Source organism: Seonamhaeicola sp. NFXS20, assembly GCF_049132085.1.
Lineage (GTDB): Bacteria > Bacteroidota > Bacteroidia > Flavobacteriales > Flavobacteriaceae > Seonamhaeicola.
In genome coordinates, this window is sequence record NZ_JAFMPU010000002.1 from 1 (window position 1) to 17,343 (window position 17,343).

The following is a 17,343-nucleotide window of genomic DNA, read 5'->3' on the forward strand; positions in this document are numbered from 1 at the left end:
AATGCAATTAATCTATACAACCAAATAAGATTACATGTATCTTTAGATTATAAAACTCCAAATATGGTATATTTAAAAACAGCGTAAATCAATTATTAACCTGTAGCCGTATTTCAGGACTAGACATTAAACCCCTTAATGGAAGATTTATTGATTTTAGATATTTTTTGGAACAAGCGTCTTGTTAAAGATAGTTTGGGCAATGAATTTGAAATTTTTAGAGGAAAGGATTACGAAAAAGACTGAATAGATTTAGGCTTTGGTTACTCTAAAAACAGCAGAGGAGTTTTTCTTTGGGATAATGAATGTTTTAAAAAGTATGCTAAGCAAATCGATTTGACGAGTTTTGAAATGATTTAAGCAAACACTTCTGAAAATTCCTTCTACTTTAAAGATGTTAATTCTATATATTTAGATAGTTACATGTCAGGTCAAGTAAAGATTGAAAATGCCAATCCAAAAAAATTTCAATTAATTGATATTGATAAAGGATATATAACTTCTAATGATAAAGATTTTTGGTATGGAACGGAGTTACCTTATCGGATTTCCAATATGACACCTATTAATGAAAGTTATCAGCGTGTTGACGACTCAATTTTCTTTGGACATACTCACCAAGTACTTTGTGATACTCAAACTTTTGAAATCATTAATTCCAAGGTAAGTACCGTTGCTAGAGATAAAAATTATGTGTACTTTAAATCTGAAATTATCGAAGGTGCTTGTCCAAAAACATTTAAGTTTATGGAAGATTGTATTGCGGATGATTCCCCCCCTTACTTGGAATGCGATATTCATTTTTATGCAAAGGACAAAAATTTTGCATACTTTATAAATGTTCCTTTTGGCTTTAAAATAATAAAAACAAAAGACTTGAGTAATTTTAGATTTATTGTAAGAGATGGAATTGGTTACGGTATTGATTCCAACTTTTATTATGAGAAAGGGCGAAGAAAAAAATTAAAATAACTATTGCTAACAATGCATAAACGCATTAAAACTAGACCGTTGTAAACAATTAAGCGGAACAATTTTTGAGAGTAAAACAATAGTTATAAATTAAGACATCATGAAAAGATTACTATTTATTTTTGCTTCCCTAATTCTATTTAATTGCGCTAATAAAACGGTCAAAAAAAATCATTCTATAATAGGAATGGAGTTTAAAAAGTTCAAAGAAATAGATAAACTTTCTGCTTATTCTAAAATAAGTGACACCACTATTTACGGAAATAATTCTGAACCAAAACACGGAATTCTTCATTTAAGGGACAAAAAAAATAATCTGATAATTTTAAAAAGCATAACTTCTGACTCAAAAAATGAGAATAGAATTATTAAAATTTTGGATACTTTAATAATACCAAATTTAGATAAGCCTGAAATAATTACAATTGGATATTGTCAAATTAATGAAAACAATGACGAAAATCTTATCGCAATTGTTGACAAAACCGATAGTTTAAAAATTCAGAATATTAGAAGAATTTGGAGAGCTAATACAAGTACAAATAAAATTGAAATAATAGAAAATCTAAACGGAATCAATTGTCTTAATGAATGGTTTTATAAATAATAACTTTATGCCAACAATTTATAACCCCAATTAAGGCAAATTCGACTACATCTGAATCCACTAGGAATTAACAAGGTCTATACTTAATCCGGAAATCAAATCAAAAAAAATTAAGGCCTTAAAACTATAAAACCTTGCAAATCATATAGTTTGCAAGGTTTTGACAATTTTTAATTGTAATGCTAGTGATCGCGACAGGATTCGAACCTGTGACCGTCTGCTTAGAAGGCAGATGCTCTATCCAGCTGAGCTACGCGACCATTAAAGCGGTGCAAATATAAAATTAAACATAAATCTAACCAAAAGAATATTCATAATTTTTTAATTGATATTTTAGCCTCTAATAAATCTGTTAAAATCAAACATAAAAACCCCTGCAAATGCAAGGGTTTCTCTGGTTTATGTTAGAGTCGGCATAAAACCAAAGTAGAAATAATTATTTACTTCTACTCTATTTCAATTAACTTTTTTTCTGAGTTTTCTTCTATACCTTTATGGATTTTAAGAAGATTAATTTTTAAAATACCATTCTTATAAGATGCTTTAATGTCTTGCTCTAAATCAACCATCTCTGGTAATCTACAAGAACGTTTAAATGATTTGTAACTAAATTCCTTTCTAGAATAATTATCTTCTTCTTTAGTTTCTTCTAATTCTTTTTTAGCACTTACATGAAGAATATTATCTTCTATAGAAACTTCAAAATCATCTTTATTAAATCCAGGAACCGCAAACTCTACATTAAAATTGTTTTTATGTTCAATTACATTCATAGCGGGTATTAAACTATCTTCTGAAAAAAAGTCGTCTTCAAAAATATCATCAAACTCATAATTTGGTGAAAATAATCGATCACTCATAGGTGATAAAAGGTCATGTCTCCAGGGTGTAAACATCCTATTTTGCCAAGGAGTTGAAGCACGGTGTCTTCTTTTGCGTTTTGTTAATGAAGTCATGATACTGTGTTTTTAAGTTAAACAAAATTTCACTTATAAAGTTTATTAAAATACATACATATATCCAATGATATTTATCATGTTTATTAACTGAAAACAACTTATTTACACTTACTTAAACCCCTTCTTTTTATTCAGATTAAAAAATAAACCTTCTCATAATAATTCATTATTTCAAAAGTTATATTTTAGCATAAATTAAATAGTTAATGAGCCGCCACCTATATTTTATCTTAACCATTGTTTTTTTAACGCTTTGGAGTTCTTGCCGTAAAGATTTTGAGTTTTCGCCAAGTACAGGAAACTTAGAGTTTTCTAAAGATACCATTTATTTAGATACCGTTTTTACCAATATTGGCTCTAGTACCTATAATTTAAAAGTTTACAATAAAAGTGATAAAGACATTTCTATTCCAACCTTAGGTTTAGCTCTAGGCGAAAGTTCTAATTACCGTTTAAGTGTTGATGGTATTGCCGGTAAATTGTTTGAAAATATAGAGTTACTAGCTCATGATAGTTTATACATTTTTGTTGAATCTACTATTGATATTACCAATTTTTCAAACCCTAACGGCGAATATTTATATACAGACCAAATTGAATTTGATGCGGGTTCTAACCTGCAAAAAGTAGAATTAGTAACCCTTGTTAAAGATGCTATTTTTATTTATCCAGATAGAGATAATACTACCAAAGTAGTTGAAACATTAACGCTTAATGTTGGTGGAGAACAAGTTGAAACCGAATTACAAGGACGAGAATTACTCCCTTCTGAATTAACTATGACCAACGAAAAACCTTATGTTATTTATGGGTTTGCAGCTGTTCCTGAAGGAGAAACACTTACCATTGATGCAGGTTCAAGATTACATTTTCATGAAAACTCTGGTTTAATTATACAAAATAATGCTTCATTACAGGTAAACGGTTCTTATAGTGCAGACCAAGAATTACTAGAAAACGAAGTTATTTTTGAAGGTGATAGATTAGAACCTAATTATTCTGAAAGTCCCGGACAATGGGGAACCATTTGGTTTTTAGATGGAAGCACCAATAATTATATTAACTACGCTACCATAAAAAATGCATTAGTTGGAATTTTATGCGATGGAAATCCTGATGCTACCACAGATAAACTAACCATTACAAACTCTCAAATTTTTAATTCTAGTAACTTTGGAATTTTAGGCAGAAACACCTCTATTAAAGGCGAAAATATAGTAATAAATAACTCTGGTTTGTCATCTTTTGCTGGTACTTTTGGTGGTAAATATAATTTTACACATTGTACCATTGCCAATTATTGGAATGATGGATTTAGGCAATTCCCTTCTGTATTATTAAATAATTTTGTTATAGATGACGATGAAAATGTTGTTGTTACCAATTTAACCGAAGCCAACTTTAACAACTGTATTATTTACGGTAATGATAACCCCGAAATTCTTTTAGATGAAGTTGAAGAAGCAAGCGTAAATTTTAATTTTAAATTTACCAATTGCCTAATTAGGTTTGAAGACAATAATAATAATTTTACAGGATCAAATTATGATTTAAATGACACCAACCATTACGAAGGTAACATCTTTAATGAAGACCCAAATTTTAAAGATACAGCTTTAAATATGCTTATTATTGGCGAGGAATCTGCTGCTATAAACCAAGGTTTAGCAACCTATGCTACCCAAGTACCTACCGATATTTTAAATGTAAATAGAACCACAACTCCAGACATTGGTGCTTACCAACATATTGTGTTTCCTGAGGAAGATTAATATTACTTTAAAACAACAACCACATATAACTACATTTACATCTTGTTTTTAACTAGGTATAAGTATGTATCGATTTTTTGAAAAGAAAATTTTAACTTCGCTTACTTGGTAGTATAAATCATTAAAGCAAATACATATCCTTAACACTAGCTTTCGTTAAGAAAAAAATAACATAATTCTGGAAAAATTGTATCTATATTTGCAAAGTGAAAGAAAGTTGTAAAATAAATAAATTAAATTCAACCTTGTCTATTTTTGGACTTGTGTTGCTACTATTGCTTTCACCTTGTAAGGTTAGAAATTTTATTCAAGCTGAATTAGGGATTCCTCAAACCAAAGTCTTAAACAAGAGTCAATCTTCTATTTCAGAATCAAATTGCCAAACTTTTGAGTTTTCTGAAACTTTTCAGACTGTTACAAAACCAACTTTTCAGCAACCAAGCTTCCTAATTTCGGAAGCTTCTCATTTTGATTTTACTACCTATTTACTTGGGAATACTTTTAATCTTAATACATCAAGAAATCAACAGGTTTCTGATGTTCCTCTCTATATTTTATATCAGAACCTCAAGGTCTATTCGTAATTGATTTTCTAAACAAGAAAACGTAAAGCAGATATTATTCCTGATATATATCAGTCAATTACAAATATCTAAAATGAAATTTCAAGAAAAAACACTTGAAGTTAGCTACAAATCTGTGGTTATACTTCGCATTATGCTTAGCCTAATTTTTATAATAGCAAGCACCAATCATTTTTTTAATACCGAAAAAACAGTGAGCCGAATAGAAAATTCCTCAATGGGTTTTATTGGAAATATTCTAGGAACACCAGAAATAGCTGTGATTCTATCTGGAATTGTTATGCTAATTGCAGGTATTTCACTGTTACTTGGTTTTAAAACTAAAATAGCCTCAATAGCATTAATAGCCGTTTTAATTCCTATTACGCTAACTATACAAGTTGGACAAATGACAACTTTAGGTCCACTATTTAAGAATATAGCGATACTTGGTGGACTTCTTTTTTTAGTATTAATTCAAACTTAAAAATTCAAAAACAATGAAAAATTCAATCCTATTTATAACAACAATACTCCTTTTACTATTTGGAACATCTCAATTACAGGCACAAAATATTAACTCCAAAAAAAATAATTATTTAGTACTTTCAAAAAACGTACAACAACTCAAACCTGTTTTGCTAACTGCCAATGAACTGGCAAAAGAAGACGGAAAAAAATATGGGGCGTTTTATGTAATCATTTGTGGTAAAACAGTGAATGACATTTTAGACAATCCAGATTTTAATGCACTGCTAGAAAAAGCAAAAGCCCAAAAGGTAAAGGTTTTTGTATGCGGAATTTCACTTTCAAAATTTAATATAAATCCAAAAACATTACCGAATAATCTTGAAATAACACCCAATGGTATTTTATATGGCTTTCAACTTACTAAAAAAGGTTTTATCACACTTACAATCTAATAAATTATGAAAACAGTAAATATAAAAAATGATGCAGGGCTCTTGACGCTAGCATTAAGGCTAGTAGTAGGTTGGACTTATTTTTCGGCATTTTGGAGACGAACTGTATTAGTCGACAAACTAAACCCTGAATTAACTGGATATATAGGAGAAAAGTTTAACGCTTTTTTACCAAATGCTTTAGGCATAAAACCTATTATCCAATACTTGGTGGAAAACCCAGATATACTTTGGATAAATATGGTGATTTTTACCATTATAGAAGGAATTGTAGGCTTATTTATTATGTTTGGATTATTTACTAGAATAATGAGCATTGGTGTTTTTGGATTAGCAATGGGAATCCTTTTAGGCTCTGGTTGGATAGGAACAACTTGTCTTGATGAATGGCAAATTGGCGTATTAGGAATAGCTACAGGTTTTGTTTTATTTTTAACAGGAAGTGGAAAATATTCCATGGATAATTATTTAATAAAACATAATTTTACTATTACCAAAAAGAGATGGTTTAGTTGGTTGGGTTCAGGAATTTTACCAATTAAAGAGCATCTACTTCCTAAGATAGTATTATTGGGTTCACTATTTATTTTGGGAATAACATTAATGACTAATCAAGTATTTCACGGAGGTCTTTGGGGAACACTTCATAACAAGTCAGTAAAACCAAAACTTGAAATAACTAATGGTGAAATTCAAAACAGCACCATTACTTTTGATGTCTTTAGAACTGAAGGTGTAGATGTTTATGGTTCATGGATTATTGGAATTGAATTATTTGACAATAAAAACAATATGATTTTAGAATATTCTCAAGAAGATTTGGCAACCTTGGATAAATACAACATCTCTAACTATTATGTATCCAAAATAAAACCTGGCAAACACAGTTTAATTATTCCATTAGGAGCAAAAGCAAAGATAAACCTAGAAAATGAAGATTTATCAAGTTTACCCAAAGGAAAATATACTATTAAAATCACAGATATTAGTGGTGCTTATTGGGAACATAATATTGACAAATAACAAAAGCTAACAAATGTATAAGAGTAATAGTTGTATAAATTAAAACACAAACAGCTATTACTTAAATACGCATCTTTTTAATTAAAAAGTAAGTTGTATTTTATTCACTACTACTCTTATACTAACCAATAACCACAACTCCAAATAAAACCTACCTTAAGAGTTTAAAAACAAGTTTGCAAATAGATGCGTTAGGGATTGCAGCAAGTTACCGTGTAACGCGGAAAGCCCGACCCGATAGGGTAACGCCCAAAAACAAAAAAGCCTGAAAATAAATTTCAGGCTTGGTTTTATATTGAAATGCTAAAATAAATTCAGTATATTCTTAAGTTTAAATTTATGCTACAAATAATGGTTTATCTGCCATCATAGCATTTACTTTGTCTTTTACAGTTTCTAAAACAGCTTCGTTTTCGTGGTTTGTAACAACCTCATCAATTAAATCTGCAATAGTAACCATATCTACTTCTTTTAAACCACGCGTAGTAACTGCAGCCACTCCTAAACGGATACCAGAGGTTACAAATGGCGATTTATCATCAAACGGTACCATGTTTTTGTTTACAGTAATATCTGCTTTTACTAAAGCTTCTTCGGCTTCTTTACCAGATACGTCTTTATTGCGTAAATCTATTAACATACAGTGGTTATCTGTTCCGCCAGAAATAATGTTATAATCTTTACTTACTAAAGCTTGTGCTAACGCTGCAGCATTCTTTTTAACTTGTAATTGGTAATGTAAAAACTCATCTGTTAAAGCTTCTCCAAAGGCAATGGCTTTTGCTGCTATGATATGCTCTAATGGACCTCCTTGGTTCCCCGGGAATACCGCAGAGTTTAATAAAGATGACATTTTACGTAAATTACCATTTTTTAATTTTAACCCAAACGGATTATCAAAATCTTCACCCATCATAATCATACCTCCTCTTGGTCCTCTTAAAGTTTTATGAGTTGTAGTAGTTACAATATGACAATGTGGAATAGGATCATTTAAAATACCTTTAGCAATTAATCCTGCAGGGTGAGATATGTCTGCCATCAAAATAGCACCTACGCTATCGGCTATTTCTCTAAAACGTTTAAAATCAATATCTCTAGAATAGGCTGAGGCTCCAGCAATAATTAATTTTGGTTGCTCTTTAGTAGCTATCTCTTGTATTTTATCATAATTTAAAACACCTGTTTCCTGCTCTACTCCGTAAAATACAGGGCTGTATAACTTACCTGAAAAGTTAACAGGAGATCCATGTGTTAAATGCCCTCCGTGAGATAAATCGAATCCTAAAAATTTATCTCCTGGTTTTAAACAAGCTGCAAAAACAGCTGTATTTGCCTGACTTCCAGAGTGTGGCTGTACATTTACGTATGCTGCTCCAAACAATTCTTTGGCTCTATCTATAGCTATTTGTTCTACTACATCTACAACTTCGCAACCACCATAGTAACGTTTACCTGGGTACCCTTCGGCATATTTGTTTGTTAAAACAGAACCCGCAGCTTCCATCACTTGGTTGCTCACAAAGTTTTCTGATGCTATTAGTTCTATACCATGTAATTGACGCTCTTTTTCAGCTTCAATAAGTTCAAAAATTTGTTCGTCGCGTTGCATAAAATTAAATTATGGTTAATTATGCGGCAAAAATAGGAAATAGAATAGTTTTTAGCACCAAAAAAAGCATAATTACAAATAAGTTTTAAACGGTTTTATTAACCATTTCAACAAATTTTAAATTTTATTGGTTTTAAGGTAATTTTTATATTAAAATCAAAAAAATTATGTAGGTTTGAAAAGAAATCAATAATCATTAAATAAGAAAAACGTTATGCCGTTATCAGCTAACAATCCAGATAGAAAATCGTGGTTACACGTAGATAAGCATTCAGATTTTCCCATTCAGAATATTCCATTTGGAGTATTTTTAACCAGAGATGATATTATTACCATTGGTACCCGTATTGGTGATACAGCCATAGATTTAGGTGCGTTACATCAATTAGGCTACTTTGATGGTATTCCATTAACCGATGATATTTTTCTTCAAGATACATTAAATGATTTTATTGCAGACGGTAGAAAAACATGGCGTGCTGTAAGAAACCGTATTGCTGAAATTTTTGATGCTGATAATGATTCGCTTAAAAATAATTTAAAACACAAGGAAATTGTATTATTTCGTTTAGATGAAATAGAAATGCAATTACCTGTTGAAATTGGTGATTATACCGATTTTTATTCTAGTATGGAACATGCCACAAACGTTGGTACTATGTTTAGAGACCCAGACAACGCCTTACTACCAAACTGGTTACACATTCCTGTTGGGTATCATGGCAGAAGCTCATCTATAATTCCATCGGGTATTCCGGTACATAGACCTCAAGGACAAACGTTACCAAATGGAGCTAAAGAACCTATTTTTGGTCCCAGTAAATTAGTAGATTTTGAACTTGAAATGGGTTTCATTACTACAGATGCTAATGATTTAGGTGAACCTATTCCTATTGATGAAGCTGAAGAATATATTTTTGGTTTGGTACTACTAAACGATTGGAGTGCACGCGATATTCAAAAGTGGGAATATGTACCATTAGGTCCGTTTTTAGCAAAAAACTTTGCTACCTCCATTTCTCCATGGATTGTTACATTAGATGCCTTAGAACCTTACCGTGTTGAGGGACCAAAACCATTAAAAAAACAGTTGCCTTATCTACAAAGCAAAGGCGCAAAAAGTTTCGATATTAATTTAGAAGTGTCTATTCAACCAAAAGGAGCCAAAGAAACTGTTGTAAGCAAATCTAATTTTAAATATATGTATTGGAACATATCGCAACAATTAGCACATCATACTGTTAATGGCTGCCCTGTAAATTCTGGAGATTTAATGGGAAGTGGTACCATTTCTGGACCTACAGAAGATAGCTATGGCTCTATGTTAGAATTAACTTGGAAAGGTGAAAAACCTTTAAAAATGAAAGATGGTACTGAACGTAAGTTTATTAATGACCATGATACTGTAATAATGAGAGGTTATTGTGAAAATGATGGCACCCGAATTGGTTTTGGTGAAGTTTCCACTAAATTACTACCAATTTACAAAAAATAAAACACTCATTTACATACACTTATAAACGTAATGCCAAATTTATTTAAATTTGGCATTACTATTGAAATACACGCCCCATAACCTAAAATTTTAACCTATGAAAAAACTACTACTTTTTTCTACTATAATTACATTGGTATTTGCTTGTAGTGCTAAAAAGCAAGTAGAACAAGCAGTAAATACTGGTAATTATGACCAAGCTATTACTACAGCGTTACAAAAGTTAAGCACTAACAAAAACAAAAAACGTAAAGCAGAATATGTAGTAATGCTTCAAGATGCATATTATAAATCTGTTGAGCGCGATTTAAACACCATAAAGCATTTAAAAAAAGATAATAACCCAGAACTATTAAAAAATATTTTTGAGTTGTATTTAGATTTAAATGCTAGACAAGAAACTATAAAACCTATTTTACCACTTTATGCTAATGGCAAAAACGTTACATTTAATTTTAATAATTATAGTGATGATATAGCTAAAAGTAAAGCAAAACTATCTGATTATTTATATGAAAAAGGTATTAATTTATTAGAATCTGATGATAAATACACCATTAGAGAAGCTTATAATACTTTAGAGTATTTAGATGATATAAATCCTAATTTTGAAACCACACGCCATTTATTAAACGAAGCACATGCCAGAGGTACACACTATGTTTTAGTATCTATAAACAACCAAACCCAGCAAGTAATTCCGCAGCGTTTAGAAGATGATTTATTAAATTTTAATACCTACGGGTTAAATCAGTTTTGGACGGTATATCATGCCAACCCAAGTAAAGAGATTGATTATGATTTCTTAATGCAGTTGCAACTTAAACAGATAAACATTTCACCAGAACGTATTAAAGAACGTGAATATATTAGAGAACGTGAAATTGTTGATGGTTTGAAATACAAAAAAGACGCCAACGGAAATGTTGCAAAAGATAGTTTGGGTAACGATATTAAAATTGACAATATCATTAAAGTAAAAGCCCGTATGTATGAAGTGATACAAACCAAAGAAACTCAAATTATTGCAGATGTTGTTTATACCGATTTAAAAACAAAACAACTTATTGACGAATTTAGTTTTGATAGTGGTTATGTATTTGAAAACGTTTATGCAAGATACCGTGGTGATAAACGTGCACTAGAAAAAGAAGACTTACTTTTACTTGATAACAGACGTGTTGCCTTCCCTACCAACGAACAAATGGTATATGACACCGGCGAAGACCTAAAAGCTAAACTTAGAAATATAATTTCTAATCAACGGTTTAATTAAATACTGAAAAACGCCTCTTGGGCGTTTTTTATTTGGTTTACTTAGGTTTATAACATAGATAATGAGTATTGGTTATAGGTTATTACGAATAATCAATTGTTCTGTGTCATTTTATTTTTTGGTCTTTTTTCCAATAAATCTTATCACCTTACTTAATCCATTATGGAAATCACCTTCATTTAATTCTACTTCAACCTCTTCCAATTTAATAATTTCAAATTCTGGAAAATCATTTTTAATAGATTCTATTGAAAAGAGCATTTCAATTTTATCAGGACCTCCTAGTCTTGGATTTTCATTTCGCAATGGTAAATGACTTTTACTAAATCCTTCAAGGATAATAATTCCCTCATCCACTATTAAGTCTGCAATTTTTTTATGATAACTTGTTAAAATATCTGGTGGAAAATGAGCAAAAATCAAAGCTGCTACATCATATTTTTGGTTTACAATATCTAAGTCAAATAAATTTCCAATGTCATATTTTATTTCTACATTTTGTTTTTCAGCAAGTTTTAAAGCCTTGTTCTTGCCTTCAATACTTATATCAAATGCTGTAACATTAAAACCTTTTTTTGCTGCAAATACGGCATTTCTGCCTTCTCCTTCTGCAGGCAATAATATTTTGCCATTTAACTGATATTTGTTTAATGTATCTTTAAAAAATTCATTAGGATTTATTCCATAAGCATAACTACTACTTGAATATCTATTATCCCACATTTCAATCATTTTGTGCTTATTTTAATTTGATTACTATTAAAATTGAGGTGTTTTTTTTGAACAACACACAACATGTTTATATATTATTTTGTGTGATTTAAACACCAAATTTAGCAAATACAAACCGAATATAATAGTACAAAATTTAACTAAAAAGGGGCTTTACAAACTATTTTAAGTTGTTTTTTAGTAACAGGATGTTCAAACTCCAGTTGTTCTGCATGTAAGTATAAACGGTTGGCTTTGGTACCGTATAAATCGTCACCAACAATAGGCATATTTAGTCCGTTACTATGGGCAGCATGCACACGCAATTGGTGCGTTCTACCTGTAATGGGATAAAAGTGAATTCTGGTTGTTCCGTTTTCTACAGCAACAACCTCAAACTTTGTTTTTGCTGGTTTACCATGCTCATAACACACCAACTGTTGCGGACGGTTATCTAAATCTACACGCAGAGGTAAATCTATAATGCCTTTTTTAGTTTTTAATTCTCCATCTAAAACGGCTATGTAACGCTTTTTAACCGTACGTTTTATAAATTGTTTTTGCAGATTTTTATGTGTTTTTTCATTTTTAGCAACCAGCAAAATACCAGAGGTTGACATATCTAACCTATGCACTAACAGTGGTTTATTATTGGGTAAATACTGTTGCATTTTAGTTTGTACAGAATCTAATTGTGTTTTTCCGGGTACCGATAAAAATTCATGCGGTTTGTTTACCAACAACAAATAATTGTCTTCATACAAAATTTCTAAAGGCGCATCGTGTTTTTTTACTTCTAAAATAGGGTTATTTTCTACATTTAAACCTTGCATCATATGCCCTAAAATGGGCTCACACTTGCTACGGCAAGACGGATAAAACTGCTTGTGTTTACGTACTTCAGATTTTGGTGAAGCTCCCCACCAAAACTCTGCCATTGCTATAGGTTTAAAGTTATTTTGATAAGCATACTGAAACAACTTTGGCGCTGCACATTCACCGGCTCCTGCTGGCGGAATTCTAACGGTGGTGTTTTTAAAAATATCTAGTAAATCTTTACTTTCGTCTTTATAATTTAAAAATGAATATTGCTGATGTAATTGCTTTTGAAGTGCAGCCGATTGTACGCGGCGTTTTTCTTTTAAAGCATTTAAAGTAGATTCTATCTTATTAAAATGAGATTGCGCTTCTTTAATTTTAAGTTTCCAATCATTTTTTAAATCTTTCAACCTAAAATGATAGTAAATACTTTCATTTTTTAGTTCTTCTAATAAATTTTCATAAGCTTCAACTGAAAGATTATTGACTTCTAATTCTCGTATCCTATTACGTGCAGCTTTCTTTTCTTTAATGGTTTGTTTTAAGGCTTTTAATTGGGTTTCATAAGTGTTTAAACAAACTTTTAAATTATTTTTTGCTGATAGATATGCTTCCGAATTTTCTAAAACTTCAATTTCTCTATTAATATCATTTAATTCCTGTTCACCAATCTTATAAAAACCTTTGGGGTTTAACGTATCATAAACCGTAGGCACAAATCCTTTATGATGATTACTTTCGGCTAGTTTTCCTGAAAAGGCAGCTAAATACCCTAAATTATTGGCTTCATCTTTAACCACCATTACACCAAACATTTTTCCTATTACTAAGCCTTCGGCATTAGGTTTTAATCCAAAATTATGATTAAAATTTGCTTCATTTTCAAGATAACTTTGTAAATCTTGGGCAGCTAAAACGCTTAACTCATGCGGTGTATAATAAAACGGAAAGGTAAATTGTGCTGGTAAAGCTATCTCTTTTTTTGGTTGAAGCGGATGAAAAAGTGTATCTGTAAATTTAGGATTGGGCATCTTTTAAAAAATCTCCGGAAACTATACGGTTTTGTTGGTTTACTTTTTGGTTGTAAAGATACACCCAAGCATTGTAAACATGATTGTTTTTTGTAAAAACTGTTACTTTTTGACGTATAAAGAGGCTATCTTTTGGGTTATTAGGGTTAAAACATTCGTAATCATCTAAAACATCAAATATAGTTTTAGCAGTATTAAGCTTTACCAAAGTACCGTAAACTTTATGGGTTTTTATGTTACTTAAAACTGCTCCTGGAAACCACGAAATTTTATATAATTTACCAATAAAATAGCCTTTTGAAATTACGGTTGCATGTGTTTTTAAAAACGTAGAGATGTTATTATTTACGTTTTGCAACAAGGTGCCGTAAACAAAAAGGTAATCTGTGTTCAAATTAAATATAATTTTTTAATGGCATTTCATTTATAGCACCATGAGAAGCGTGCGCAACGGTTTGTCCGTTTTTTATAACCAATATTTGTGGCGACTCGTGCAATACCTGAAACTTATAACCAACCTCGTTTGATACGTCTCTGTAGTTTAATAAATCTAGATAATACAAATCTAAATCGGTTTCTGTTAAATTGTAAGCATCAACAAATTGGTTCATTACCATACGGCTAATACCACAACGTGTTGAATGTTTAAAAATAACTTGTGTTTTAGTTTTCGATTTTTCTTCAATATCATTTAACTGTTCTAAGTTGTTTAAAGCAATCCAAGGCAAAATTTTTTCTTCTTTTGGTTCACTTGAACCACCAAATATCTTGTTTAATAATCCCATTTTTTATATTTTATATATGATAAGTCGAAACTAATAACAAATCTTACAAACTGACTAAAAGTCAGTGAAATAAAAGCTTTAAAAGACATTTTGTCTTATAAAAATCATTGGTAAGATTATTGACCTATAACAATTGTAAAGAAAATAAATTTAATGATATGAACTTTAATAATTATACAATAAAATCACAAGAAGCCATACAACAAGCGCAACAAATAGCGCAAAGTTATGGTCACCAACAAATAGAAAACGAACACATTTTTAAAGCCATTTTTGAGGTTGATGAAAACGTACTACCATTCATTTTAAAAAAACTGAATGTTAACATTTCTATATTACAACAAGCTTTAAACAAACAACTAGAGAGTTTTTCTAAAGTTTCTGGTGGCGAAATAATGCTATCTAGAGAAGCTGGCAAATCTCTTAACGAAGCCTCTATAATTGCTAAAAAAATGAAAGACGACTTTGTGTCTATAGAGCATTTAATACTTGCTGTATTTAAATCTAACAGTAAAATAGCCCAAATGCTAAAAGACCAAAGCGTAACCGAAAAAGGTTTAAAATCGGCTATAGAAGAATTGAGAAAAGGCGAAAATGTAACATCTCAAAGTCAAGAAGACACTTATAATTCGCTAAACAAATACGCTAAAAACTTAAACCAATTAGCAAAAGATGGTAAACTAGATCCTGTTATTGGACGCGATGAAGAAATACGAAGAATTCTTCAAATTCTTTCTCGTAGAACCAAAAACAACCCTATTTTGGTGGGCGAACCCGGAACTGGTAAAACCGCCATTGCCGAAGGTTTAGCACATAGAATTATAGATGGAGATATCCCTGAAAACTTAAAAGAAAAGCAAATTTTTGCCTTAGATATGGGAGCGTTAATTGCTGGCGCTAAGTATAAAGGTGAATTTGAAGAACGCTTAAAAGCTGTTATAAAAGAAGTTACTTCTAGTGATGGCGATATCGTGTTGTTTATTGATGAGATTCATACTTTAGTTGGTGCGGGTGGCGGACAAGGCGCTATGGATGCCGCTAATATTTTAAAACCAGCATTGGCGCGTGGTGAGTTAAGAGCTATTGGAGCTACTACCCTTGATGAATACCAAAAGTATTTTGAAAAAGATAAAGCCCTAGAACGTCGTTTCCAAAAAGTAATGGTAGATGAACCAGATACCGAAAGTGCTATTTCTATTTTAAGAGGTATAAAAGAAAAATACGAAACACACCACAAAGTACGTATTAAAGACGAAGCTATTATTGGAGCTGTTGAACTTTCAACACGTTACATTACAAACCGTTATTTACCAGACAAAGCCATTGATTTAATGGATGAAGCTGCCTCTAAATTGCGTATGGAAATAAATTCTAAACCAGAAGAACTTGATGTTTTAGATAGAAAAATAATGCAGCTTGAAATTGAAATTGAAGCCATTAAACGCGAAAAAGATGAAAGTAAATTAAAATCGTTACGTGCAGATTTGGCCAATTTAAAAGAAACACGCAACGAAATTAATGCCAAATGGAAGAGTGAAAAAGAAGTGGTAGATAATATTCAAAACACCAGACAGAATATTGAAAACTATAAACTAGAAGCAGAACGTGCAGAACGCGAAGGCGATTATGGTAAAGTAGCAGAGTTACGCTACGGAAAAATTAAAGAAGCTCAAGAACATCTTGAAACGCTACAAAAACAATTACAAGATCAAGCTGAGAATTCTTTAATAAAAGAAGAGGTAACTTATGATGATATTGCTGAAGTTGTAGCCAAATGGACAGGAATTCCTGTTACAAAAATGCTACAAAGCGAACGCGAGAAATTACTAAAACTTGAAGATCAGTTACACAAACGTGTGGTAGGACAAGAAGAAGCTATTGAAGCAGTAAGTGATGCCGTTAGACGTAGTCGGGCAGGTTTACAAAACCCTAAAAAACCTATCGGAACCTTTTTATTCCTTGGTACCACAGGTGTTGGTAAAACCGAATTAGCAAAAGCTTTAGCTGAATATCTGTTTGATGATGAAAATGCCATGACAAGAATTGATATGAGTGAATACCAAGAACGTCATGCAGTAAGCCGTTTAGTTGGTGCGCCTCCTGGATATGTTGGCTATGATGAAGGCGGACAGTTAACAGAAGCAGTTCGTAGAAAACCATATTCTGTAGTGCTTTTAGATGAAATTGAAAAAGCGCATCCTGATACCTTCAACATTTTACTACAAGTATTAGATGAAGGACATTTAACTGATAATAAAGGGCGTGTTGCAGATTTTAAAAACACCATTATTATCATGACTTCCAATATAGGAAGTAGTGTAATACATGAGCGTTTTGAAGCTACAAAAGATATAGATTCTGCCATTGAAGCTGCAAAACTAGATGTATTGGCTTTATTAAAACAAAGCGTTCGACCAGAATTTTTAAACAGAATTGATGACACTATTATGTTTACTCCTTTAAGCAAGGAAAATATAATAGATATTGTAGGGCTTCAACTTAAAAATGTAACAAAAATGCTAGCGCAACAAAATATTACATTTGATGCAACTCAAGAAGCTATTGACTATTTAGCTATAAAAGGTTACAATCCAGAATACGGTGCAAGACCCGTAAAAAGAGTTATTCAAAAAGAAGTACTCAACGCTTTAAGTAAAGAAATATTAGCAGGAAAAGTAACTACAGATAGCATCATTTTATTAGATGCCTTCAATGAAAAATTAGTGTTTAGAAACCAAAATAATTTGGTTACTGAAAAATTATAAAACAAAATAAACTGTTGTTACAATTATTAA

15 protein-coding genes and 1 tRNA gene are annotated in these 17,343 nt (G+C 31.2%); 9 read left to right on the top strand and 7 right to left on the bottom strand.

What is annotated here, in order from left to right; translation table 11 throughout:
* Positions 1-423 precede the first annotated feature (423 nt).
* Both J1D01_RS03115 and J1D01_RS03120 read left to right on the top strand, forming a co-directional pair.
* Positions 424-972 (top strand): DKNYY domain-containing protein, encoded by a 549-nt coding sequence (locus J1D01_RS03115; protein ID WP_421149800.1) that lies wholly within the window; start codon positions 424-426, stop codon positions 970-972.
* A gap of 100 nt (positions 973-1,072) precedes the next feature.
* Positions 1,073-1,579: a hypothetical protein gene (locus tag J1D01_RS03120; protein ID WP_421149801.1), complete on the top strand. Its 507-nt coding sequence runs from the start codon at positions 1,073-1,075 to the stop codon at positions 1,577-1,579.
* A 186-nt stretch (positions 1,580-1,765) separates the two neighbouring features.
* On the opposite strand, the gene J1D01_RS03125 is transcribed toward J1D01_RS03120, so the two are convergent.
* Together J1D01_RS03125 and J1D01_RS03130 are read right to left on the bottom strand one after the other, a co-directional pair.
* Positions 1,766-1,839 (bottom strand) — tRNA-Arg (locus tag J1D01_RS03125).
* A gap of 186 nt (positions 1,840-2,025) precedes the next feature.
* Positions 2,026-2,535, bottom strand: a complete 510-nt coding sequence (locus J1D01_RS03130; RefSeq protein ID WP_372937877.1) for an Hsp20/alpha crystallin family protein — start codon at positions 2,533-2,535, stop codon at positions 2,026-2,028.
* 209 nt (positions 2,536-2,744) lie between these two features.
* Here J1D01_RS03130 and J1D01_RS03135 point away from each other — a divergent pair, with 209 nt between their 5' ends.
* The 4 genes from J1D01_RS03135 (at position 2,745) to J1D01_RS03150 (ending at position 6,819) form a co-directional block, all read left to right on the top strand.
* The gene (locus tag J1D01_RS03135; protein ID WP_421149802.1) at positions 2,745-4,310 is read left to right on the top strand and encodes a hypothetical protein; all 1,566 of its coding nucleotides are present in this window, start codon (positions 2,745-2,747) and stop codon (positions 4,308-4,310) included.
* Positions 4,311-4,967: 657 nt separating this feature from the next.
* The gene (locus tag J1D01_RS03140; RefSeq protein ID WP_421149803.1) at positions 4,968-5,360 is read left to right on the top strand and encodes a DoxX family protein; all 393 of its coding nucleotides are present in this window, start codon (positions 4,968-4,970) and stop codon (positions 5,358-5,360) included.
* 13 nt (positions 5,361-5,373) lie between these two features.
* Positions 5,374-5,796 carry a DsrE family protein gene (locus tag J1D01_RS03145; protein WP_372937925.1) on the top strand — a complete coding sequence of 141 codons (423 nt, stop codon included), beginning with the start codon at positions 5,374-5,376 and terminating at the stop codon, positions 5,794-5,796.
* Positions 5,797-5,802: 6 nt separating this feature from the next.
* Entirely contained in the window at positions 5,803-6,819 is a 1,017-nt protein-coding gene (locus J1D01_RS03150; protein ID WP_421149804.1) for a TQO small subunit DoxD, read from the top strand.
* A gap of 337 nt (positions 6,820-7,156) precedes the next feature.
* On the opposite strand, the gene glyA is transcribed toward J1D01_RS03150, so the two are convergent.
* On the bottom strand, positions 7,157-8,431 hold the full coding sequence (gene glyA, locus J1D01_RS03155) for a serine hydroxymethyltransferase (protein ID WP_421149805.1): 1,275 nt from the start codon (positions 8,429-8,431) through the stop codon (positions 7,157-7,159).
* A 214-nt stretch (positions 8,432-8,645) separates the two neighbouring features.
* Between glyA and fahA the strand changes: the two genes are divergently transcribed.
* Entirely contained in the window at positions 8,646-9,926 is a 1,281-nt protein-coding gene (gene fahA, locus J1D01_RS03160) for a fumarylacetoacetase (protein ID WP_372937922.1), read from the top strand.
* Between the two features lie 97 nt (positions 9,927-10,023).
* Positions 10,024-11,202 carry a hypothetical protein gene (locus J1D01_RS03165; protein WP_421149806.1) on the top strand — a complete coding sequence of 393 codons (1,179 nt, stop codon included), beginning with the start codon at positions 10,024-10,026 and terminating at the stop codon, positions 11,200-11,202.
* 111 nt (positions 11,203-11,313) lie between these two features.
* Here the strand turns inward: J1D01_RS03165 and J1D01_RS03170 are convergent, their stop codons facing one another.
* The 4 genes from J1D01_RS03170 to ytxJ all read right to left on the bottom strand — a co-directional run bounded on the left by J1D01_RS03170 (position 11,314) and on the right by ytxJ (position 14,548).
* Positions 11,314-11,934, bottom strand: a complete 621-nt coding sequence (locus J1D01_RS03170) for a class I SAM-dependent methyltransferase (RefSeq protein ID WP_372937920.1) — start codon at positions 11,932-11,934, stop codon at positions 11,314-11,316.
* Positions 11,935-12,074: 140 nt separating this feature from the next.
* Positions 12,075-13,763, bottom strand: a complete 1,689-nt coding sequence (locus J1D01_RS03175) for a pseudouridine synthase (RefSeq protein ID WP_421149807.1) — start codon at positions 13,761-13,763, stop codon at positions 12,075-12,077.
* Positions 13,750-14,157 (bottom strand): gamma-glutamylcyclotransferase family protein, encoded by a 408-nt coding sequence (locus J1D01_RS03180; protein WP_421149808.1) that lies wholly within the window; start codon positions 14,155-14,157, stop codon positions 13,750-13,752. Before J1D01_RS03180 ends, J1D01_RS03175 begins: the two co-directional genes overlap by 14 nt.
* Position 14,158: 1 nt before the next feature.
* Positions 14,159-14,548, bottom strand: a complete 390-nt coding sequence (ytxJ, locus tag J1D01_RS03185; RefSeq protein ID WP_372938502.1) for a bacillithiol system redox-active protein YtxJ — start codon at positions 14,546-14,548, stop codon at positions 14,159-14,161.
* Between the two features lie 158 nt (positions 14,549-14,706).
* On the opposite strand from ytxJ, the gene clpB reads away from it, so the two are divergent.
* Positions 14,707-17,313 (top strand): ATP-dependent chaperone ClpB, encoded by a 2,607-nt coding sequence (gene clpB / locus J1D01_RS03190; RefSeq protein WP_421149809.1) that lies wholly within the window; start codon positions 14,707-14,709, stop codon positions 17,311-17,313.
* Positions 17,314-17,343: the final 30 nt, after the last annotated feature.